Annotated in this window: 22 protein-coding genes; 20 read left to right on the plus strand and 2 right to left on the minus strand. The window is 60.4% G+C overall.

Going from position 1 to position 20,879, the window contains the following annotated elements:
- Positions 1 to 200: 200 nt before the first annotated feature.
- On the plus strand, positions 201 to 1,061 hold the full coding sequence (locus ACSSVC_RS09860; RefSeq protein ID WP_346635911.1) for a peptidoglycan DD-metalloendopeptidase family protein: 861 nt from the start codon (positions 201 to 203) through the stop codon (positions 1,059 to 1,061).
- A 106-nt stretch (positions 1,062 to 1,167) separates the two neighbouring features.
- On the plus strand, positions 1,168 to 2,175 hold the full coding sequence (rpoS, locus tag ACSSVC_RS09865) for an RNA polymerase sigma factor RpoS (protein WP_016964675.1): 1,008 nt from the start codon (positions 1,168 to 1,170) through the stop codon (positions 2,173 to 2,175).
- Between the two features lie 517 nt (positions 2,176 to 2,692).
- Here rpoS and fdxA read toward each other — a convergent pair.
- Positions 2,693 to 3,016, minus strand: coding sequence for a ferredoxin FdxA (gene fdxA / locus ACSSVC_RS09870; RefSeq protein ID WP_007908827.1), 324 nt, complete (start codon positions 3,014 to 3,016; stop codon positions 2,693 to 2,695).
- A 142-nt stretch (positions 3,017 to 3,158) separates the two neighbouring features.
- Entirely contained in the window at positions 3,159 to 5,738 is a 2,580-nt protein-coding gene (mutS, locus tag ACSSVC_RS09875) for a DNA mismatch repair protein MutS (protein WP_346635910.1), read from the minus strand.
- A 186-nt stretch (positions 5,739 to 5,924) separates the two neighbouring features.
- Here mutS and ACSSVC_RS09880 point away from each other — a divergent pair, with 186 nt between their 5' ends.
- From ACSSVC_RS09880 to ACSSVC_RS09965, 18 genes are all read left to right on the plus strand, one after another.
- Positions 5,925 to 6,671 carry a LexA family transcriptional regulator gene (locus tag ACSSVC_RS09880; RefSeq protein ID WP_123727674.1) on the plus strand — a complete coding sequence of 249 codons (747 nt, stop codon included), beginning with the start codon at positions 5,925 to 5,927 and terminating at the stop codon, positions 6,669 to 6,671.
- Between the two features lie 517 nt (positions 6,672 to 7,188).
- Positions 7,189 to 7,539, plus strand: a complete 351-nt coding sequence (locus tag ACSSVC_RS09885) for a phage holin family protein (RefSeq protein WP_123727675.1) — start codon at positions 7,189 to 7,191, stop codon at positions 7,537 to 7,539.
- An 86-nt stretch (positions 7,540 to 7,625) separates the two neighbouring features.
- Positions 7,626 to 8,147, plus strand: coding sequence for a hypothetical protein (locus ACSSVC_RS09890; protein WP_346635909.1), 522 nt, complete (start codon positions 7,626 to 7,628; stop codon positions 8,145 to 8,147).
- Positions 8,144 to 8,734, plus strand: a complete 591-nt coding sequence (locus tag ACSSVC_RS09895; protein WP_404938347.1) for a phage baseplate assembly protein V — start codon at positions 8,144 to 8,146, stop codon at positions 8,732 to 8,734. Before ACSSVC_RS09890 ends, ACSSVC_RS09895 begins: the two co-directional genes overlap by 4 nt.
- An 88-nt stretch (positions 8,735 to 8,822) precedes the next feature.
- The gene (locus ACSSVC_RS09900) at positions 8,823 to 9,026 is read left to right on the plus strand and encodes a hypothetical protein (RefSeq protein ID WP_123727678.1); all 204 of its coding nucleotides are present in this window, start codon (positions 8,823 to 8,825) and stop codon (positions 9,024 to 9,026) included.
- Positions 9,027 to 9,030: 4 nt separating this feature from the next.
- Positions 9,031 to 9,357 carry a GPW/gp25 family protein gene (locus tag ACSSVC_RS09905; protein ID WP_102861399.1) on the plus strand — a complete coding sequence of 109 codons (327 nt, stop codon included), beginning with the start codon at positions 9,031 to 9,033 and terminating at the stop codon, positions 9,355 to 9,357.
- Positions 9,354 to 10,235, plus strand: a complete 882-nt coding sequence (locus ACSSVC_RS09910; protein ID WP_492612228.1) for a baseplate assembly protein — start codon at positions 9,354 to 9,356, stop codon at positions 10,233 to 10,235. The genes ACSSVC_RS09905 and ACSSVC_RS09910 overlap by 4 nt, the downstream gene beginning before the upstream one ends.
- A gap of 1 nt (position 10,236) precedes the next feature.
- On the plus strand, positions 10,237 to 10,842 hold the full coding sequence (locus ACSSVC_RS09915) for a phage tail protein I (RefSeq protein ID WP_492612229.1): 606 nt from the start codon (positions 10,237 to 10,239) through the stop codon (positions 10,840 to 10,842).
- Positions 10,839 to 12,236, plus strand: coding sequence for a phage tail protein (locus ACSSVC_RS09920; RefSeq protein ID WP_492612230.1), 1,398 nt, complete (start codon positions 10,839 to 10,841; stop codon positions 12,234 to 12,236). The genes ACSSVC_RS09915 and ACSSVC_RS09920 overlap by 4 nt, the downstream gene beginning before the upstream one ends.
- 3 nt (positions 12,237 to 12,239) lie before the next feature.
- On the plus strand, positions 12,240 to 12,626 hold the full coding sequence (locus ACSSVC_RS09925; RefSeq protein ID WP_492612231.1) for a tail fiber assembly protein: 387 nt from the start codon (positions 12,240 to 12,242) through the stop codon (positions 12,624 to 12,626).
- A gap of 101 nt (positions 12,627 to 12,727) precedes the next feature.
- On the plus strand, positions 12,728 to 13,894 hold the full coding sequence (locus ACSSVC_RS09930; RefSeq protein ID WP_492612232.1) for a phage tail sheath subtilisin-like domain-containing protein: 1,167 nt from the start codon (positions 12,728 to 12,730) through the stop codon (positions 13,892 to 13,894).
- 12 nt (positions 13,895 to 13,906) lie between these two features.
- Positions 13,907 to 14,416 carry a phage major tail tube protein gene (locus ACSSVC_RS09935; RefSeq protein WP_123727684.1) on the plus strand — a complete coding sequence of 170 codons (510 nt, stop codon included), beginning with the start codon at positions 13,907 to 13,909 and terminating at the stop codon, positions 14,414 to 14,416.
- Positions 14,417 to 14,428: 12 nt separating this feature from the next.
- Positions 14,429 to 14,734 carry a phage tail assembly protein gene (locus ACSSVC_RS09940; RefSeq protein ID WP_492612233.1) on the plus strand — a complete coding sequence of 102 codons (306 nt, stop codon included), beginning with the start codon at positions 14,429 to 14,431 and terminating at the stop codon, positions 14,732 to 14,734.
- Positions 14,735 to 14,875: 141 nt separating this feature from the next.
- Positions 14,876 to 17,431, plus strand: coding sequence for a phage tail tape measure protein (locus tag ACSSVC_RS09945; RefSeq protein WP_492612234.1), 2,556 nt, complete (start codon positions 14,876 to 14,878; stop codon positions 17,429 to 17,431).
- Positions 17,432 to 17,440: 9 nt separating this feature from the next.
- Positions 17,441 to 18,286, plus strand: a complete 846-nt coding sequence (locus ACSSVC_RS09950; RefSeq protein WP_492612235.1) for a phage tail protein — start codon at positions 17,441 to 17,443, stop codon at positions 18,284 to 18,286.
- Entirely contained in the window at positions 18,261 to 18,467 is a 207-nt protein-coding gene (locus ACSSVC_RS09955; RefSeq protein ID WP_123473858.1) for a tail protein X, read from the plus strand. Before ACSSVC_RS09950 ends, ACSSVC_RS09955 begins: the two co-directional genes overlap by 26 nt.
- A 61-nt stretch (positions 18,468 to 18,528) precedes the next feature.
- The gene (locus ACSSVC_RS09960; protein ID WP_346635898.1) at positions 18,529 to 19,572 is read left to right on the plus strand and encodes a phage late control D family protein; all 1,044 of its coding nucleotides are present in this window, start codon (positions 18,529 to 18,531) and stop codon (positions 19,570 to 19,572) included.
- 105 nt (positions 19,573 to 19,677) lie between these two features.
- Positions 19,678 to 20,829: a glycosyl hydrolase family 18 protein gene (locus ACSSVC_RS09965; protein WP_346635897.1), complete on the plus strand. Its 1,152-nt coding sequence runs from the start codon at positions 19,678 to 19,680 to the stop codon at positions 20,827 to 20,829.
- The last annotated feature ends 50 nt before the right edge of the window (positions 20,830 to 20,879 follow it).

Consider the following 20,879-nt stretch of genomic DNA (forward strand, 5'->3'; position numbering starts at 1 on the left):
CCCTGGGTGAATTCTGTCTGCTTGGCTGTGTCTTAGTGCCGTATTGATCGTCAATGAGTGGGACGGCGATCAATGGCAATCTCTTGCGACTGTGTGTTGCGCTTTGCCAGCAATAAAACGCCGGCCTCCAGTTATACTTGCGTCATTTCATGCCTGAGCCAGGTAATTAATATCGTCAACCACCATAAAGGGAGCGGCGGGTGAGTCTCACAGTCATTGCGCAGCGTATGGGTATAACAAGCTTTCAGCGACTGATGATTGGCCTTGTCTTGAGTTCCTTGTTGGTCGGCTGCTCCAGCACCAAGTCCAGCAGTGTGGGTGTGGTTGAACGCAGTAATAACGCGGCGCCTCAGCGCCCTACCGTGACCACGGGACAATATGTAGTACGTCGTGGGGATACACTGTTCTCCATCGCGTTTCGCTACGGCTGGGATTACAAGGCGCTGGCAGCGCGTAACAATATTGCCGAGCCCTATACCATCCATCCGGGGCAAACCATTCGCTTTGATGGTCGCACGGGTACTGCGCCGACAACTGTGGTTACCAGCACCCAGTCCGGTGCCTCGTCCTCCAGCAAAACCACGGTTATTCGTCGTCCGGCGGGGGCTGTCATTGCCCCGGCAACAAGTGCTGCAACGCCTCCTGCAAGCAAGCCGGCGCCCGCTCCGGTTGCGCCTGCGGGGCCTGCTCCGACGGGCTGGGGCTGGCCTTCCAACGGTGTTTTGATTGGAAAATTTTCTTCAAACGGTAGTTTGAATAAAGGCATTGATATCGCCGGAGATTTGGGACAGCCTGTTTTAGCTGCGTCTGATGGGACGGTGGTTTACGCCGGGAGTGGCTTAAGGGGCTACGGCGAATTAGTCATCATCAAACACAACGAAACCTACGTCAGTGCTTACGGCCACAACCGCAAGCTATTGGTTCGGGAGGGACAGCAGGTCAAAGTCGGACAGACAATTGCCGAGATGGGATCAACTGGTACAGACCGGGTGAAACTGCACTTTGAGATTCGCCGACAAGGTAAACCTGTAGATCCGCTGCAATTCCTGCCACGTCGTTGATCCGTTACCAGCCTGTTCCGCTCACGTAGAGGGAACAGGCTCCAGCGTTGCCAGGGATATAGGCGCCGCTTGAGCCTGAGGTCGAACTCACCAAAGGACTATAACAATGGCTCTCAGTAAAGAAGTGCCGGAGTTTGACATCGACGATGAGGTTCTCCTTATGGAGAGCAGTATCGATATGGATTCGATGTCGAATAATGAGGGGGCAACTCCACCTTCCGTTCGCGCCAAATCCAAAAGCTCCGCTTCACTTAAGCAACACAAGTACATTGATTACACGCGTGCGCTCGATGCGACGCAGTTGTACCTCAATGAAATCGGCTTTTCTCCATTGCTCTCTCCCGAAGAGGAAGTGCACTTTGCGCGTTTGTCGCAGAGTGGCGACCCAGCCGGGCGCAAGCGCATGATTGAAAGCAACTTGCGACTGGTGGTGAAAATCGCCCGGCGCTATGTCAATCGTGGGTTGTCGCTGCTGGACCTGATCGAAGAGGGCAACCTCGGCCTGATCCGGGCAGTGGAGAAGTTCGACCCGGAACGCGGCTTCCGCTTTTCGACCTACGCCACCTGGTGGATTCGCCAGACCATCGAACGGGCGATAATGAATCAGACCCGGACCATCCGGTTGCCGATTCATGTGGTCAAAGAGCTCAACGTCTACTTGCGCGCCGCCCGTGAGTTGACGCAAAAACTCGATCATGAACCCTCTCCCGAAGAAATCGCCAACCTGCTGGAGAAGCCGGTGGCTGAAGTCAAACGCATGCTCGGTCTGAATGAGCGGGTTTCTTCGGTTGATGTCTCGCTGGGACCGGATTCGGATAAAACCCTGCTGGATACCCTGACTGACGATCGTCCGACGGATCCTTGTGAACTGCTGCAGGACGATGATCTGTCGCAAAGCATCGATCAATGGCTTTCCGAACTGACCGAAAAGCAGCGTGAAGTGGTGGTTCGCCGCTTTGGCCTGCGAGGTCATGAGAGCAGCACTCTTGAGGATGTCGGCCTGGAGATTGGTCTGACCCGTGAGCGGGTTCGACAAATCCAGGTTGAAGGCCTCAAGCGCCTGCGGGAGATCCTTGAAAAGAATGGATTGTCCAGTGAGTCGTTATTTCAGTAACGTCTGGAACTGATCCGTAAGAGCCCCGATTTATTCGGGGCTTTTTATTGGGTGATTGTTTTGACTCTGAGTTCTCGGATTCTGCTCAGGGTTGGGATTACTCTTAACTTGCGTGTAAGCAATAGATTACGTTTTCGTAAGTGTTCGGTTCTCGGTTGCTTCAGACTTGTCTAAAATACTCTAGGCTGTTTTTTATATTGTTGATTTATAAGGTGTTTTTTAATTTAGTTATTCGTGTCCGACAAGTTTTTACGGGAATAGTGCGATTGCTCTTACCTGGGAACTCTCTAATATCAGCCCTGTGTCGACGGATAGACACAGCCATCAAGGACGATGGTCAGGACATCGCAGGAAGCGATTCATCAGGACGATGAAAAGGAACACAGGGACTAGGGAAAAATGTGGGCGGGTCATACCGCCCCTTTTTTTTGCCTGTCGAAAAGTCCCGAGTGCAAGAACCCCGTTCCCAGAAATACAAAAAGGCCCGCAAGGGGCCTTTTCAGGAACGCGGGGGCAATCAGCGTTCGAGGTCTTTGATCTTGCCTTTGACGCCATCCCACTCTTCGGCATCCGGCAACGATTCTTTCTTTTCAGTGATGTTCGGCCAGATCTCTGCCAGCTCGACGTTCAGCTGAATGAACTCCTGCATCTCTTCCGGGACTTCATCCTCGGAGAAAATGGCTACAGCCGGGCATTCAGGCTCGCACAGCGCGCAGTCGATGCACTCATCCGGGTGAATCACCAGGAAGTTCGGCCCTTCGTAAAAGCAGTCCACCGGACAGACTTCTACGCAGTCGGTGTACTTGCACTTGATGCAGTTGTCGGTGACGACGAAGGTCATTTCTAATTCTCTCCTCAGGCGGCGGCAGCGGAGCCCCTACATGACGGGGTCGCCAGGTTTGGGAGCGATAGTCTGCGAACCAGGCTAATAGTCCGCAGCATCCCAAACCGCGCGAGATTCTAACAGCTTGAAGGCGTTCGCGTTAGATGCGTGTCTTCAATGTATAGAGCATTTCCAGTGCCCGGCGTGGCGTCAGGTCATCCAGATCCAGTTTGGCCAGTTCATCGAGGACTGGGTGCGGCAGGCTGGCAAACATGTCGCTTTGCTGGGGAACCGAGGTTTTACCCGGCGCTGGAGGCGCCACTTCATGGGGCAAACTGGTGGTTTCCAGACGGCTCAAGTGCTCCCTTGCGCGAGTGATGACAGCGCTGGGAACCCCCGCCAGCTGGGCTACCGCCAGGCCATAGCTCTGGCTGGCAGGGCCGGGCAACACATGGTGCAGGAAGACGATACGCTCGTTGTGTTCAGTGGCATTGAGGTGCACGTTCGCCACCAGCGGCTCGCTTTCCGGCAGTACGGTCAGTTCAAAATAGTGGGTGGCGAACAGGGTGTAGGCCCGCAGGTGGGCGAGACGTTCTGCCGCAGCCCAGGCCAGGGACAGTCCGTCAAAAGTACTGGTGCCACGACCCACTTCGTCCATCAGCACCAGGCTGCGTTCAGTGGCGTTGTGCAGGATGTTCGCGGTTTCACTCATTTCCACCATGAAGGTCGAGCGACCTCCGGCCAGGTCGTCGCTGGAGCCGATCCGGGTAAAGATCCGATCCACCAGGGACAGCTCACAGCTCGCCGCCGGGACAAAACTGCCGATATGGGCCAGCAGTACGATCAACGCAGTCTGGCGCATATAGGTGGATTTACCGCCCATGTTCGGACCGGTGATCACCAGCATCCGGGTGTTGTCGTCCAGGTTCAGGTCGTTGGCCACAAAAGGCGTGGTCAGTACTTGCTCCACCACCGGGTGACGGCCCTGGGTGATGCGCATGCAAGGTTCGCTGACAAAACGCGGGCAATTGAGGTCCAGATTCAGCGCGCGCTCGGCCAGGTTGCTGAGCACGTCCAGCTCGGCCAGGGCGCCGGCAGTGTCCTGCAGCGGCGGCAGGTGGCTGATCAGGGTTTCCAGCAACGCGTCGTAGAGCATCTTTTCCCGGGCCAGGGCACGGCTCTTGGCCGATAGCGCCTTGTCTTCAAACTCCTTGAGTTCTGGAGTGATGAAGCGTTCGGCGCCCTTCAGGGTCTGACGACGAATGTAATCCGCCGGTGCCTGTTCGGCTTGCTTGCTTGGCAGCTCGATGAAGTAGCCATGAATACGGTTGTAGCCGACCTTGAGGTTGGCCAGACCGGTACGGGCTTTTTCCCGGGCTTCCAGGTCGATCAGGAACTGCCCGGCGTTCTCGCTCAAGGATTGCAGTTCGTCGAGCTCTGCGTCGTAGCCGGTCTTGAGCACGCCGCCGTCGCGGATCACCGCCGGCGGGTTGTCGATGATCGCCTTGGCCAGCAGCGCTGCCAGCTCCGGGTAGGTGCTGGTGGTGGCTGCCAGTTGCTTGAGGTGGTCCGCCTCCAGTTCAGTCATGGCTTCTTGCAGCTCCGGCAGCGCGGCCAGGGCATCACGCAAGCGAGCCAGGTCCCGCGGACGGGCATTGCGCAAGCCGATTCGCGCGAGAATCCGTTCGATATCGCCGATTTCCTTCAACTGCGGCTGCAGCCGTTCGAAACGGTAGCCATCCAGCAGGCAGGTGATCGAGGACTGACGCGCCTGCAAGACCTTGAGATCCCGCAGCGGGCGGTTCAGCCAGCGAGTCAGCAGGCGGCTGCCCATGGCGGTCTGGCAGCGATCGACCACCGATTGCAGGGTGTTGTCGCGTCCGCCGGCCAGGTTGGTGTCCAGCTCCAGGTTGCGGCGACTGGCACCGTCCAGCACCACCGTGTCGTCCAGGCGTTCGTGCCGCAGGCTGCGCAAGTGGGGCAGGGCGGTGCGCTGGGTTTCCTTGGCGTAGCTCAACAGGCATCCGGCAGCGCCGATGGCCAGGGTCAGGGTCTCGCAACCAAAGCCCTTGAGGTCCTGGGTGGAGAATTGCTGGCAGAGGCTCTTGTGGGCCGAGTCGCGCTCAAAGTCCCAGGGAGCGCGACGTCGGACACCCCGGCGTTTTTCCGCCGGCAGGCCTTGTGGCCAGTCGTCGGGGATCAGCAGCTCCACTGGATTGATGCGTTCCAGCTCCGCCAGCAAATTCTCCCAGCCCTTGATTTCCAGGACGCTGAAATTGCCGCTGGTGATATCCAGCACCGCCAGGCCGAACAGGCGCTCATCGCCCAGCACGGCCGCGATCAGGTTGTCGCGGCGCTCGTCCAGCAAGGCTTCGTCACTGACAGTGCCCGGGGTGATGATGCGCACCACCTGACGTTCCACTGGGCCTTTGCTGGTGGCCGGGTCACCCACTTGCTCGCAGATGACCACCGACTCGCCGAGCTTGACCAGCTTGGCCAGGTAACCTTCGGCGGCGTGGTAGGGAATGCCACACATGGGAATCGCCTGCCCCGCCGACTGTCCGCGCGCCGTCAGGGTGATATCCAGCAGCTTGGCGGCCTTCTTCGCGTCTTCGTAGAAGATCTCGTAGAAGTCGCCCATGCGGTAGAACATCAACTGATCAGGGTGCTGGTTCTTGAGGCGCCAGTACTGCTGCATCATCGGCGTGTGGGAGGACAGATCGGAGGTATTTTTACTCATTGGTATTTAGGCGGATTCATTGAATGGGTGAAGCAAAGGAGCGCTGGGCTCGGCTTTTTGCAGATGGCGGCAAGGTTACCATGGGTGCCCTGGCCTCGCAGACACCAAGGCACTACTGTGTTTGTCCGGTAAATGCAGCACAAATATGCAAAACAGCATTTGTCATTGACTAAAAGTTCGAGCAATATGCGTTCTATGCAAATACGCAATGTTTCTACCGTCTTAAGAGAGCTGCTGGATCGCGACGGAATCTCCCCTACGGAGCTTCACCGTCGGACCGGTGTGCCTCAATCCACCCTCTCGCGGATTCTCAGCGGGAAGATCGTCGATCCTTCGGATAAACACATCTCGCGGATTGCCGAATACTTCCAGGTGAGCACCGACCAATTGCGCGGACGCGTGAATATCGCGCCAGCTCGGGCTGCTGCGCCCCGTGACGAGATTCATTCGGAACTCAAGGACATAAGCCTGTGGGACGACGATACCCCTGTCGATGACGACGAGGTGTCGGTTCCTTTTCTGCGTGAGGTTGAATTGGCTGCTGGATCAGGAAGATTCGTCATTGAGGAGAGCGAGCGCGCCAGCCTGCGGTTCGGCAAGCGCAGCCTGCGGCACAACGGCGTGCAGTTCGACCAGGCCAAGTGCGTCACGGTGCGGGGCAACAGTATGTTGCCGGTACTGCGCGATGGCGCCACGGTCGGGGTCAATGCCGGCAAGTGTGCCATCGGCGATATCGTCGATGGCGACCTGTACGCGATCAACCACAATGGCCAACTGCGAGTGAAGCAGCTGTATCGCCTGCCCACCGGGATTCGCCTGCGCAGCTTCAACCGCGACGAGCATCCGGATGAGGACTACAGCTTCCAGGAAATCCAGGAGGAGCAGATCAGCATCCTCGGTCACGTCTTCTGGTGGGGCATGTACGCCCGCTAAGCCATCACCGTCAGACAAAGCCCGCCACTGAGCGGGCTTTTTTTCGCCCTCGAAAAATCCCCCGCCCTGCATTTATGCGGGCTCCATGCGTTCGCGCAATTATTGCGCATAAATAAATGCATCAATGCATTGACTGCATATGCATGAATGCATATTATCCGTCTCAAGCCGTTCAACAACGGCTGCAAAGACGCTCTTTAGTGGCAAAGCAAAGGCAGCGATGAACCGGCCTCGACGGTTCAGAGGGTTGGCAACTGACCCGGGTGTGCAGCGTAAAGCACCAGAAGCAGTTATCCGGCGGACAGGGTCGCGGTCGGAGGAACAATTTGAATGGGTCCGTACCGCACCAGTAGTGCCGAAAGACCAAGGTTTGCATTACTGAAAAGCCCGGGCGACCGGGCTTTTTGGAATGCCTGCCTAACGTGGGCCACCAACAGACAGGGACCCCTTGAAACATCGTTATCAGCCTTCTATCACCTGGCCATTTCGCTGGCCTCAATCCGCACGGGAGACGTGAATGACAAACGAGCAACAAGCGTTGCTGGACATGCCGATCTGGCTGGTCATCGTCCTGGCGCTGGTCGGTGGCGTTTCCGGCGAAATGTGGCGCGCCGACAAGGAGGGCGCCCGTGGCTGGTCGCTGCTGCGGCGCCTGGCGCTGCGCTCCGGAGCCTGCGTGGTCTGCGGGGTCTCGGCGATCATGCTGCTGTATGCCGCCGGCGTCTCGATCTGGACCGCCTGCGCCTTTGGCTGTCTGACCGCCATGGCCGGCGCCGACGTCGCCATCGGCCTCTATGAGCGTTGGGCGGCCAAGCGCATCGGGATTTGCGAACCGCCTTCCCGGGATTCGCATTCGGATCAGCCTTGAACCCTGATCGGCTCCGGCTCTCAACAAGGTCCACCGGCCCAGCCCTCAATGGCCGGGCCGCTTCGACCTTATTCTGGAACTAGACAATGAACGAACTGACCCAGCTAAAAGACGCCATCACGTCCACGATCAAGCTGGCGATGCCCCATCTGCATACGGTTGAGGCATTCCCCAAGGCGCTTCAGGACGCCACTGAGCCGGCGCTCTACTTTGCCGTCACGGCGCTGGACCAGGCCGCCGACCCGGGTGACGGCCGCTGCTGCATGCGTGCCACCTTGGAGGCCCGGTTGCGGGTTGATCCCGAACTTGCCCAGGCGCCGTTGCAGGCGGCCATTCTGGCGGCTCAGTTAATCGAGCTGCTGCGTTGCCAGCAGTGGGATCTGGAGTTTGTCGAAGGCGCAACGGCGGTGTGGGCCAAGCCTGCCGGCACGGTTGCGGAATCGGCTTACCGGGCCGAGTGGATCGTGCAGTGGCAGCAGCTTATCTACCTTGGCCAAGAGCAATGGTCCTGGCCGAATCAACCACCTGGCACGCTGGTGTTGGGGTTCAGCCCCGATACCGGCCCCGGTCACGAGGGCGGCTACCAGTCGCCGGAGCACATGGCGTGAGTTACGTGTCTGCAACCCACGACCGCATGATTGCCGGCCTGATCCTGCCTTGCAGCGTGGTCGGCGTGGATCTGGCTGCCGGACTGGTTCGGGTTTCCGATGGCGCCGGTTGGACCAGCGCCTGGGTGCGCTGGCACAGCCAGGCCGCGGGCAAGGCCCGACACTGGCGAGCACCGAGCCTGGGTGAGCAGGGCGTGCTGATCAGCCCCAGCGGCGAGCCGGCCCAGGGCACTTTTGTCCCCGGTCTGTATGGCAATGCCGGTCCCCAGCCGGACAACCGTGATCACGTTGAGGTCTGGCGTTTCGAGGATGGTGGTTCGCTGATCTATGACTGGCAGGCCAAGAGTTACAGCATCAGCCTGCCCAGCGGCACGGTGACCATTCAGGTCGGCGGCAGCTCGGCGGTGGTGACTGACAGCGCCCTGACCGGCAAGGCCGACAGCATCACCCTGACGGGTGCAATCACCTTGAATGGCGATGTGCAAATCAACGGTGGGAGCTTGAAGCACAACGGGGTCAATGTCGGTTCGACCCATACCCACCCGGGTGTGATGCCGGGTCCCGGTTCAACTGCAACACCGCAGTGATCCTCGCGGGTCGTCGCCCTCACGACTCCTCTCTCACCGAACACCCCATCCACCCGCCCAGAGCGGTTTTTTGTACCCGGAGAAGCCTATGGCCACCCCTAAGAAAACTCCCGGTCGCCCTGCGGGCACCGGCACTGTGGTGTTTCGCGACACCTTGTACACCTCACGTCTGTTGATCCTGCCGGATGGTCGCCAGTTGCTGGTAGCCCAGGGGCAGTTGTCGGTAAAGGCCGGCGACCTTGCCGCCCTGGACTACCTGAACACCCACCCGGATCTGCAAGTGCAGGAGTGACGTGATGATCGGAATGGATCGCCGTACCGGCCTGTCGCTGTCCGGCATCGAGCATGTGCGGCAGTCCATCGAAGACATCCTGACCACGCCGCTGGGCAGTCGGCGGATGCGCCCGGAGTACGGCAGCAACCTGCGCCGTTACGTCGACTTGCCGGTAACTGGCGGCTGGAAAAGTGCGGTGCAGGCCGAAGTGGCCCGAGCGCTGTTGCGCTGGGAGCCCCGGCTGAAGCTGGAGCGGGTCAGGGTGGTAGCGGTAGTGGGAGGTCAGATCAGCTTTCAACTGACCGGCCAGTACCTGGGCGATAGCGCGGTTTTGGAGGTGACGGCATGAGTACGTTGGACTTGTCGGCGCTGCCGGCGCCGCAGGTGCTTGAGGCCCTGGATTTTGAGGCCTTGTACCAAGGCAAGCTGGCCACCTTTCGCCGGCACATGGGCGACAACTGGACGGCCAGTCTTGAAAGCGATCCGGTCAGCAAGCTGCTGGAACTGTCGGCTTATGGCGATATGCAGCTGCGGGCCCGGGTCAACGATGCGGCCAAGGCGCTGCTGCTGGCCCATGCCAAGGGCACGGACCTGGATCACCTGGCGGCCAACGTCAAACTGCAGCGCTTGGTGATCCAGCTCGCAGACCCGCAGGCGGTACCGCCGTTGGCAGAGGTCAAGGAGGCGGATGATGCGCTGCGCGAGCGGGTGCAGTTGGCCTACGAAGGCCTGACCACCGCCGGGCCGCGCAACAGCTACATTCTGCATGCCCGCAACGCTTCCGCGCTGGTAGCAGACGCCGAGGCCGAAAGCCCGTCGCCGGCGCGGGTGACGGTCACGGTGTTGAGCCTGGAAGGCAATGGCGCGGCCAGTCCTGACTTGCTGGCGACGGTTACCGCAGCCCTCAACGATGAGGACGTGCGACCGCTGGGGGACCGGGTCACGGTACAGAGTGCCCAGGTGTTGCCGTATCGCATCGATGCGGTGCTGCACATGAAGGGCCCCGGCCCGGAAGGTGACGCCGCCCTGGCTGAAGCCGAGCGCAAGCTGGCCGCCTGGGTCAACCCACGCCGGCGCCTGGGCATCGAGGTGGCCCGTTCGGCCATTGATGCGCAGTTGCATGTGGCCGGCGTGGCTCGGGTCGATCTGGCGGGTTGGCAAGACCTCACCCCGACCAAGGCTCAAGCGGCGTATTGCACCGGATACAGCGTCACGCTGGGGAGCTGAGATGAGCAGCCTACTGCCGATTAATAGCACGCCGCTGGAGCGCGCCCTTGAGGCGGCCAACGCCGGCGATACCGCCATCATGCTGCGCACCCTGTACAACCCGTCCACCTGCCCGGTGCATCTGTTACCGCAGCTGGCCTGGGCCTGGTCGGTGGATCGCTGGGACCCGCGCTGGTCCGAGACGGTCAAGCGCAACGCCATTCGTGCCTCGTACTTCATCCACGCTCGCAAAGGCACCATCGGTGCACTGCGCCGGGTGGTGGAACCGCTGGGCTACCTGATCGAAGTGGTCGAATGGTGGCAGACGGTCCCTGAAGGCGAACCGGCCACCTTTGCCCTGAAAGTCGGCGTTCTGGACACCGGTATCACTGAGGAAATGTACCAGGAGCTGACCCGGCTGATCGACGACGCCAGGCCTGTCAGCCGGCACATGACTGGCCTGGCCATCAGCCTGGAAAGCTCCGGAGTGATTGGTCTTGGCGCCTATGAATATCAGGGCGAAGACATCGACGTTTACCCCCCGACACCCCGCGATATCGAAGTGACCGGCCGTTATGGCCAGGTCATGTGTATTGATGAAACAGACACCCTGGATGTGTACTCATGATTGATTCCAACAGTCAGTTCTTTGCCATTCTCACGGCGGTGGGCGAGGCGAAACAGGCCAACGCCACGGCCCTGGGCACGCCCTGGACCTTCAAGGAAATGGCGGTCGGCGATGCCAACAGCACCGACCCCATCCCGAACAAGGCGCAGACCAAGCTGATCAACGAATGGCGCCGCGCCCCGGTCAACCAGGTGCGCACCGACCCGGCCAACCCCAACATCATCATCACCGAACAAGTGATCCCGCCTGATGTTGGCGGGCGCTGGATTCGTGAGATCGGCCTGTTCGATGCCGACGGCGATCTGGTGGCGGTGGCCAACTGCGCCCCGAGCTTCAAGCCCCTGCTGGTTCAGGGCACCGGCAAGACTCAAGTCATCCGCATGAATTTCATCGTCGCCAACACCGCGCAGATCGTGTTGAAGATTGATCCGGCGGTGGTGCTTGCGACTCGTCGGTATGTCGATGACTCCCTGGTGGCGGCACTACCAAGTGACAAGGTATCGGGTAGCTACCGGCAGGTCACGATTGATAAGCGGGGGATCGTTGTCAGCGGTGACAACCCGACAACGCTAGCAGCTTATGGCATCGTAAACGCCTACACCAAACTGGAAACCAACTCAGCAATTCAGGCATCGGTCGAGGGAAAGGCTAACAAAGCAACCACTCTTGACGGCTACGGTATTAAAGATGCTGTGACTAGGACTTATGTAGATGATCTCTCGCGCCAGTTGTTGCCCAAGGCCGGCGGTGTGGTTTCAGGTCCAATATACTTGAACAATGGAACTGATGATTCACCTGAATTATCTTGGAAAACCCCAAGCTGTAATGCCTACCTTGATCTGGTAGATGGTGTTCTGCGCATTTTTGCTGAGCGTAGTGGGGAAATAGTGTTTCCGCTCCAATTAGATACAGCTACTAAGGTCCCCTATTTTTTCGGGAACCTTGCCTGGCATGCCGGTAACTTCAACCCCGCGAACAAGGCCGACGCTTCCGCTGTTGTTCAGGCTACCGAAGCCGCACGCGGTACTGTGATGCTTGCGGGCTTTGCTGATGTCAATGCCGGTGATGGTTTTAAGGCTATGACGGCCAATATGTTCATGAACTTCAGCCTCGGTTTCAGACAAGTATGGAGGGACATGCTTGGGTCTCGGGCTGCAGGTGTCGGGTACTTGAACAGCACTAGTAAACCGATCATGGTAAGTGTGACCTCTAGTACAGCTGATCGCGGTTTATACATTCATGTAGACGGTGTTGTGGTCTCAAAGCAGGGTCAGGAAGGTGGAACGGGGAGCGATCTAAATTGTGTTCAAGCCATTATTCCACCTGGATCAACGTATGCCGTCGGTCTTTTAGGCGGCGCAACAATCTCGCACTGGGCAGAGCTGAGGGCTTAAAAGTTGGAATACTATCTTGACGAAAAAAACGGGGCACTTTTCGCGTATGACGATACGGATGCTGCAGAAAAATTTGCCCCCAAACACCTGAAGCCAATTTCTGGGCAAAGGGCCAAAGCCATAATCGAAGAGCTTAACAAGCCCTTGCCTATATCGATGACAGTTAAGGAGCGCAAATGGCGCGACGATGAGCTGTCATTGGTGATGTGGTTGCGTGAGCGTCATCGTGATCAACTTGAAATCGAAGCCCCGACGAGCATTGATGCGGAGCAATTCAAGGAGCTGCTTGTGTACATGCAATCGCTTCGCGACTGGCCCCAATCCCCGGATTTTCCACAAGTTAAGCACCGCCCAGTAGTCCCATCCTGGATCGCCGAACAAACCCCATAAACGCCCCGCACCGCCGGGGCGTTTTCCTTTCCGCTCCCCATTAATCAAACATCCCTTACAGCCCCCTTCACCCGGGGCTTTTTCATGTCTGGAGTTTATCCATGAGTGGTTTTTTCCACGGCGTTACCGTGACTAACGTCGACACCGGCACGCGCACGATTTCGCTGCCGTCGTCTTCGATCATTGGCCTGGTGGACACCTTCACCGAAGGCCCGACCGCCGCTGCCAAGGTCAATGACCTGCTGCTGATCACCAACGAGCGCGAGGCCATTGCCGCCTGGGGGCCGGATGCGGCCATCACCAAGGCCTGCCAAGCCATCTACCAGCGGGCCAAGGCGGTGATCGTCGCTTGTGGCGTGGCCAAGATGACCGACGCGGCCGAGCAGACTTCGGCGATCATCGGCGGGGTGCTGGCCGACGGTAAGCGCACCGGCCTGCAGGCGCTGCTGGACGGCAAGAGCCGTTTCAACGCCCAGCCACGTTTGCTGGTCTCCCCCAAGCACAGCGCAACCCAGGCAGTCGGTACTGCCCTGGTGGCCCTGGCTGACAAGCTGCGTGGCCTGGCCATTCTCGATGGCCCCAACACCACCGACGAAGCGGCCATGGCCTATGCCAAGAATTTCGGCGCCAAGCGCGCCTATATGGTCGACCCAGGCGTTCAGCACTGGGACAACGGCGCCAATGCCACCGTCGATGCGCCGGCCTCGGCCTGGGTCGCCGGTCTGTTCGCCTGGACCGACAACGAGTACGGCTTCTGGGCCTCGCCGTCGAACAAGGAGTTCGTCGGCATCACCGGCACCAAGCGGCCGATCGAGTTCCTCGACGGCGATGAAACCTGCCGCGCCAACCTGCTGAACAACGCCAATATCACCACCGTCATTCGTGACGCGGGCTTCCGCCTGTGGGGCAACCGCACGCTGTCCAGCGATCCGAAGTGGGCCTTCGTCACCCGAGTACGGACCATGGACATCGTCATGGACGCCATCCTCTTCGGTCACAAGTGGGCAGTGGACCGCTCGATCACCGCGACTTACGTCAAGGACGTCACCGAGGGCCTGCAGGCCTTCATGCGTGATCTGAAGAACCAGGGCGCGATCATCAATTTCGAGGTCTACGCCGACACCGAACTCAACACTGCCAGCCAGCTGGAGCAGGGCAAGGTGTACTGGAACATTCGCTTTACCGACGTCCCACCTGCCGAAAACCCCAACTTCCGGGTCGAAGTCACCAACCAGTGGTTGACCGAAGTCCTCGACCAAGCCGCTTAAGGAGCCGCAGCAATGGCAATGATTCCCGAAACCCTGGCGAACATGAACCTGTTCGTCGATGGCATCAGCTTTCAAGGCGACGTGCCGAGCCTGACCCTGCCCAAGTTGACCCTCAAGACCGAGGAGCATCGAGTCGGCGGCATGGATGTGCCGGTGGAACTGGACATGGGCATGGAGAAACAGGAAGCCGGCTTCACCACCACCGGCGTGCGCCGTGAGTCGCTGAAGCTCTTCGGCCTGGCCGATAGCAGCGGTTTCAACGGTGTGTTCCGTGGGGCGTTCAAAGGTCTCAAGGGCAAGGTCACTCCGGTGATCGTCACCCTGCGCGGCATGCTCAAGGAGGTCGACATGGGCGACTGGAAATCTGGCGACAAGGCCGAGATCAAGCACAACGTGGCCCTGACTTACTACAAGCTCGAAGTCGACGGTCGACTGATCTACGAGATCGATGCCCTGGGCATGAAGCGCGTGATCAACGGCGTCGACCAGCTCGCCGCCCAACGTTCGGCCCTGGGCCTGTAAGGAAGACACCCCATGTCTCAAGCAATCGACAAGACCCCGAGCTGGATGACCCTGTGCAGCGACAGCGTGATGGTGGCGCTGAGCAAACCGGTGGAGATGAACGGCGTGGTCTGCGACAAGCTCACCCTGCGTGCGCCGACGGTTCGTGATGTGCGCGCCGCCAGTGCCGCCGGCGTGGGTGACGATGAACAGCGCGAGCTGATGCTGTTTGCCAGCCTCGCGCAAATCAGCACCAAGGACCTGGAGAGCATGGCGCTCAAGGACTATCAGCGCCTACAGGCCGGCTATTTTCGCCTGGTGCAAGACGACGAGCTTTGATCCTGCGGTGATGAAAATGGCGGCAAAGCGGCTCGCCAGCGAGCTGCATTTTTCCGCCGAGGAAATCATGACCATGGGCTTTTCCGACATGGTCTGGTGGCTCACGGATTGAGCCCGTCACCCAAGGAGCAGGAGAAACAGATGGCGAGCAAGCGGGTATCGGGGGCGGTGGTGATTGGTACAGCCCTCAGTTCGACGTGGGACGCCGCCTTCAAGACGGTGGAAGGCCGGATCAAGCAGCTGGAGCAGCAGGGCAGCAAGGCCAGGGTGCTGGAACAGACCATCGGCCAGACCCTGCGCCTACAGAAGGAATGGAAAAAGGCCCATGACACGGGCGATTCCTCGGCAGCCGGGCTGTTGCGTCGGTTGGAGAAGAGCCGGGAGGGGCTGCGCCAGCAAGGTGTTCAGGTGCACAAGCTGCGTCAGGAATATGAGGCGCTGGGTAATGTGGCCCGGGGCTCTGCTCTGCAGGCCCGGGGGCACCAGCAGATCGGCCAGGGCAAAGCCGACTTCAAGGCGGCTTATGGCTTGGCCAAGGACGGGATCGGCAAGCTGGCCATCCCGGTCAAGATCAGTGCCGATTATCAGGCACTGATCCGTGATATCGCGATCAAGGCCGGTGTGGCCAACCAGCCTCAGGAAGCGCAACTGAGCCGCACGGTCATTCAGACCTCGCGTGACACGGGAATGGCCCGCAACGAGGTGGCCGCTCTGGTGAGCCAGATGACTGCCAGCGGCATGTCACTGGCCAAGGCGCAAGGCTACGCAGGGCTGGCCGCCAAGTTCGCGGTGGGGCAGGGCGCGAGTGTCGATGACACGGCGAACCTGATGCGGGCCCTTGAGCGGCAGGCCGGTATCAGCGACCCCAAGGTCATGGAGCAGGCCCTGGAGGCCATCGCCCTGCAGGGACAGGCGGGCAACTTCGAGGCCGCCGACATGGCGCGCCTGCTCCCGGCACTGCTCAAGAGCGCGAGCCGGGAAGGACTCACCGGTATGGATGCGGTGAGTCAGTTGGGGTCGATGCTGCAAGTGCAGATGAACACCGCTGGCAGTGCTGATGAGGCCGCCGGCCAATTGCAGAACTGGATAGACAAAATTGGTTCCAGTGAGGCGGTCAAGGCTTATGAAGACGCCGGCATTGATTATCAGGCTTCGCTGAACACCGGTATCCAGAAGGGCATGTCGAGCCTGGAGGCGAGCTTTGCCCTGGCCATGCGTTACGTCAGGGCCATCGACCCGGCCAAGGCGGCGAAGATGGCCGAGGCTCAGGCGCAGATCAGCAAGGAAACCGACCCGGCGAAGGCCAAGGCCATGCTCGAGGCTTTGGAAGAGTCCCTGCGTACCGGTGATCTGTTCACCGATATGCAGATCAAGGCGGCCTTGTTGGCCCAGACCCAGGGCCGGCAGCAGTATGAGCAAGTGAAGAAGGATTCGTTGAGCGCTTCGGGGGTTCTCGCCAAGAACCTCGCCGAGCGTCGACAAGCCTCCGCGCAATTGTGGAGGGAGACCGAGCAGGCGGTCGACGATGGCATGCGTGCGGTGGGAGAGGCCCTGCGCCCGGCCACGGATCTGGTGGCCCAAAGCATCACGGTGGTGGTCGGCAAGCTGACCGAACTGGCGGAGAAGGCCCCGTCATTGGTGCTGGGGGTGACCGCCCTGGGCGCCGCTTATGTCGCGGTGAAAAAGCTGATGGCCGTCTACACCATGGGCAAGGGCCTGCTGAATGTCTTGCGGGGTGGGTTGCAGATCGATCCCAAGGTGGCGAAGCGAGTGCCTGGCCGCAACGCCGGGGGCATCGACTGTTTTGAGCCCATGGTTGACTGCGGCTTGGACAAAAAACGCCGCCAGGGCCGTGGCGGGCGCAGATCGCCCAGGCGTGAGCCTCGTTCCAGAAGCTCAGGTGGCAAAAGGTTCAAGAGCCCTCTGACGCCCAGTGGTCTGGAGAGACTGGCCAGAGGAGCGGCCGCGCCAGGCATGTCCAGCGCTGCGATGAAAGGTGCCGGCTCCTTGGCCAAGGGTTTTGCACCATTGCTCAAGGGCGGCGCGGTTCTCTCGGTGCTCGGTGCCGGTTTCCAGGTTGCGGACACCTATCTGAATGCCAAGACCCAGGATGAAAAAGCCGAAGGCTATGGCGAGGCGGCAGGCAATCTTGCAGGCGCCGCTGCCGGAGCAGCAGCAGGGGCCGCCATTGGTTCCGTGGTGCCGGTCATCGGTACTGTTATTGGTGGGCTGGTGGGCGGTGCACTGGGCGCCTGGGGCGGTTCGGCCGCTGGTGGAGCCTTGGGTAAAAAAATGTTCGGCTCCGACGACTCGCTCAAGCAAATGCCTGCAGCCGGTCCGCTGATGATGCGCAACGCCGGGCAGAACATCCCGCCGGTCATGGGCGATATCGCCAAATCCTTCCAGCCGGGGCAGACACCTCCGCTGATGGGGCAGGCCGTGCGTTCGATGGCCAGCCCGTCGCCGTCGGCATCGACCTCTTCGCTGCTCAAACCGGCGGAGCCGTTTACATCGGCGGCGCCCCCGGCGATCGAGCAGCAGTTCAGCTTCGCGCCTTACCTGTCGATCTCGGTCCAGGGCGATGTCAGAGATCCGGCGCAACTGGCCCGGGAGCTGGAACCCTATCTGCGCTTTCAGTTCGACGAATACAGCCGTCAGGCGGCGGGTCGTCAGTTGTTCGACGCGGCACACGTTTAAGGAGGTGGCATGGCCTATATGGAACAGCTGCAATCGGGGCTCACGTCCTTGGTGGCGGCAGCGGAGGCGGGGCGGCGCAGTGCCGATGAGATGCTGGGCCCCATGAATGGCGCTATCAGCGACATCACCGGCGCTGCTTCTGAGCTAGAGAACCTGCCCTGGGTCGGGCCGGTGCTGGGCGCCAAGCTGCAACGGACCCTGCGTGGCATCAGCGCTGCGCAATCGGTTGTCGGTGAAGTTGCCGCCAAGTACAGCCAGGCCGTGACCGTGGCGGGGCAGGTCCAGCAGCGTCTTGGTGCGCTGCAGGAACAAGTCACCAAGGCCGGCGCGGCGATCAACCGCATCGGCGGGCAAATCAGCCCATCCCTGGGCAATATCTTCCCCAGCGCGGCATTTGCGGATCAGGACACACCGGCGGCCGAGGCAGTGAAACCCTTCCCGCACTTGCTGATCCTGCAGCCCCTGGGGGCCGCGGCCGAGCCTTTCTACTTCAACCTCGACACCGCGGCCTTCGATGAGCTGCGCCGCCAGACCGGCTTTCGCTGGGCGGCCCAGGAGCGCTTGAGCCGCGGCATCGCGCAGCAGGCGGTGGGGCAGGGCGACGACAAGATCTCCCTCAAAGGCACGATCTACCCCGGGTTCAAGGGCGGGCTGGGCCAGTTGCAGACGTTGCGCAGCATTGGTCGGCGCTTGCAGCCCCTGAGCCTGACCACGGGCTACGGCGAAGTGCTGGGCACCTGGTGCCTCATCAGCATCGACGAGGACCAGAGCCACCTGCTGGCAGGCGGCATTCCCCGCAAACAAGGCTTTTCACTGGAGTTTGTGAGCTATGGCAACGACCTGCAGAACCTCTGACGGTGATCTGCTCGATACCCTGTGTCATCAGTATTACGGACACCTCAATGGCAGCGTCGAGGCGGTGCTGGACGCCAACCAGGGCCTGGCCGATGAGCCACAACCCTTTCGGGCCGGGGTACTGATCCTGTTGCCGGATCTGCCGATTCGGGCCGAGGCGATGGTTCAGCTATGGGACTGACCTTGCATCCAATCAACAGACCCCGTCGTGTACGGGGTCTTCATTTTCTGGAGCACGGAGCATGACCCCAGTCTTTCGCATCCTGGCCGATGGCCGGGATATTACGGCGCAGATCAACGACCGGCTGCTGACGCTGCGCACCTCGGATAAACCGGGAATGGAGTCGGACGAGTTTGAACTGCGTATTGATGACCGCGACTCGGCGGTTGCACTGCCCAGTCGTGGCGCCAGCATTGAAATCTTCCTCGGCTACGCCGGCCAGACACTCACCCGGCTGGGGCGCTACACGGTGGATGAAGTGGTGGTGAGCGGGCCGCCGGATTCCATCGAGATCCGCGGCAAGGCCAGCGACATGCGCGGCAGCGGCAAGACCACCCGCAGCGGCAGTTGGGAGAACGTGGCCTTGGCGCAGATTGTCCGCGACCTGGCGGCCCGCAACGGCTGGACGCCCATCTGCCCCGTCACCACCAAGGTGCTGCGGATCGATCAACTCAATGAGTCCGACTTCAACTTCATCACCCGTCTGGCCCGGCAGTACGACTGCACCGCCAAAGTGGCCGAAGGCAAGTTGCTGGTGCTGCCTCGTCAGGCCGGATTGAGTGCCAGCGGCAAGGCCCTGGGCGTGGTCACCCTCAGCCGCAGCGACGTCAGCCGCTATCAGTTCCGCCTGAGTGACAGCAGCACCCACAAGGCGGTGCAGACCCGGCATCAGGACAAGAAGAGCGGCACGCTCAGGGTGATCGACCTGGGCAACAGCGACTCACCGGACAGCGTGCCGGCAGTGCACACCGATCGGCACCTGTACCCGAACAAGTCCGCCGCCGAGCAGGCGGCCAGTGCCCGTTTGGCTGCTTTCAATCGCAGCAATGCCAACGTCCGCCTGGAGATGCCGGGGCGCACCGACCTGTTCGCCGAGCGCCTGATCAATGCCCAGGGCTTCAAGCCCGGCCTGGATGGCCACTACCTGGTGGACTCGGTGGAGCAGATGTTCAACCCGTCCGGGTGGAGCACCACGGTGGAATGCAACGGCGGCAAGCAAGGCAAAGCCAAGGCCAAGGCCAAGAAAAACAGCGCCAAAAAACCACTCAGAGTGGTGCAGCTTTAACTCTTCAACGGCGCCGCGAGCATCCTCGCGGGCGGCTCATTCGGATCGTCCCCGATCCAGCATTCACTTCCTTTCAAAGCACGCGGAAAATCCGCAGGAGTATTCATGAATCCAGGCATCAGCAGCCCGGCCTCGAAGCGAGGCATCCGGCATTTTTTTCAGGCATTGATCGCGGGCTGCACCCTGTTGCTGGCAACCGCAGCCCATGCCGAGCCCTTTGTTCTGGCCTACACCGACGGCCAGGTCGAAGCGTCCTACAGCAATCTGCAAACGTTCTACCGCAACCTTTCTGCCGTCGGTCTGGGCAGTACTTACGGGCTGACGGTCACCGGCCAGTTGCATCAGGAGGGGATGAACCAAACCACCGAAAACATCATCCGCTTCGCCCAGTCCAAGTCCCTGCCGCTGTATCCGACCGTCTCCGACTACAACGAAGGCATTGGTGATTTCGACCCGGCCATTTCCCACTCCATCGTCAACGACAAGACCTTGAGTGCCGGCAGCATCAAGCAACTGGTGACGCTGGCCAAGGACGGCGGTTTTGCCGGTATCAACCTGGATTTCGAAAAGGTCGAGCCGCGGAATGCCAAGGCGTTTTCCGCCTATGTCAAAGCCCTGGGCAACGCCCTGCATGCCAGCAACAAGAAGCTGATCATCAGCATCCCGCCCAAATCCAGCGACCGCGAGCCCGAATACCTCCAAGGCTACGACTACAAGGCCCTGGGCGCGGCGGTGGATTACTTCCAGGTCATGACCTATGACCAGGTCGGGCCTGGGTGGAGCAGCGGCGGTTTCCACGATGAAGTCTGGCCCGGCCCCGAGTCGGGCGCCGACTGGCAGCAGGCGCTGCTCAGCTACGCCGTTTCGCGAGTCGCGCCGAGCAAGGTCCTGGCGGGGCTCCCGGCTTATGGTCAGGACTACAGCATTGGCAATCGGGTGCACTGGTCGGCTTACCAGGAAGTGATTACCGAGCATCGCGCCGCTACCCATCTGGACGCCGCTTCGGCAACGCCTTACGCCACCTGGGGCCCGGTCAAGCGCTTCGCCGATGGCGTGGAATGGACCCCGGAGCGGGCGCAACCGGTGCTCTGGTACGACGATGCCAAGAGCATCAAGACCAAGACTGCATTGGTCGCCAAGCTGGGGCTGGGCGGTACCAGTGTCTGGGCCATGGGCTATGAAAATGCCGAGTTCTGGACGGCGGTTCAGGCGGGTCTCAAAGGTGGTCAGGCGTTGTTGCCGGCGGGGCTGGAGTGATCCTGGCCGGTGTCCTTCGAGCTTGCATGCACCGAAAACCAGGAGCCTCT

The sequence above is a fragment of the Pseudomonas sp. E1BtOHC1 genome, from assembly GCF_058744285.1.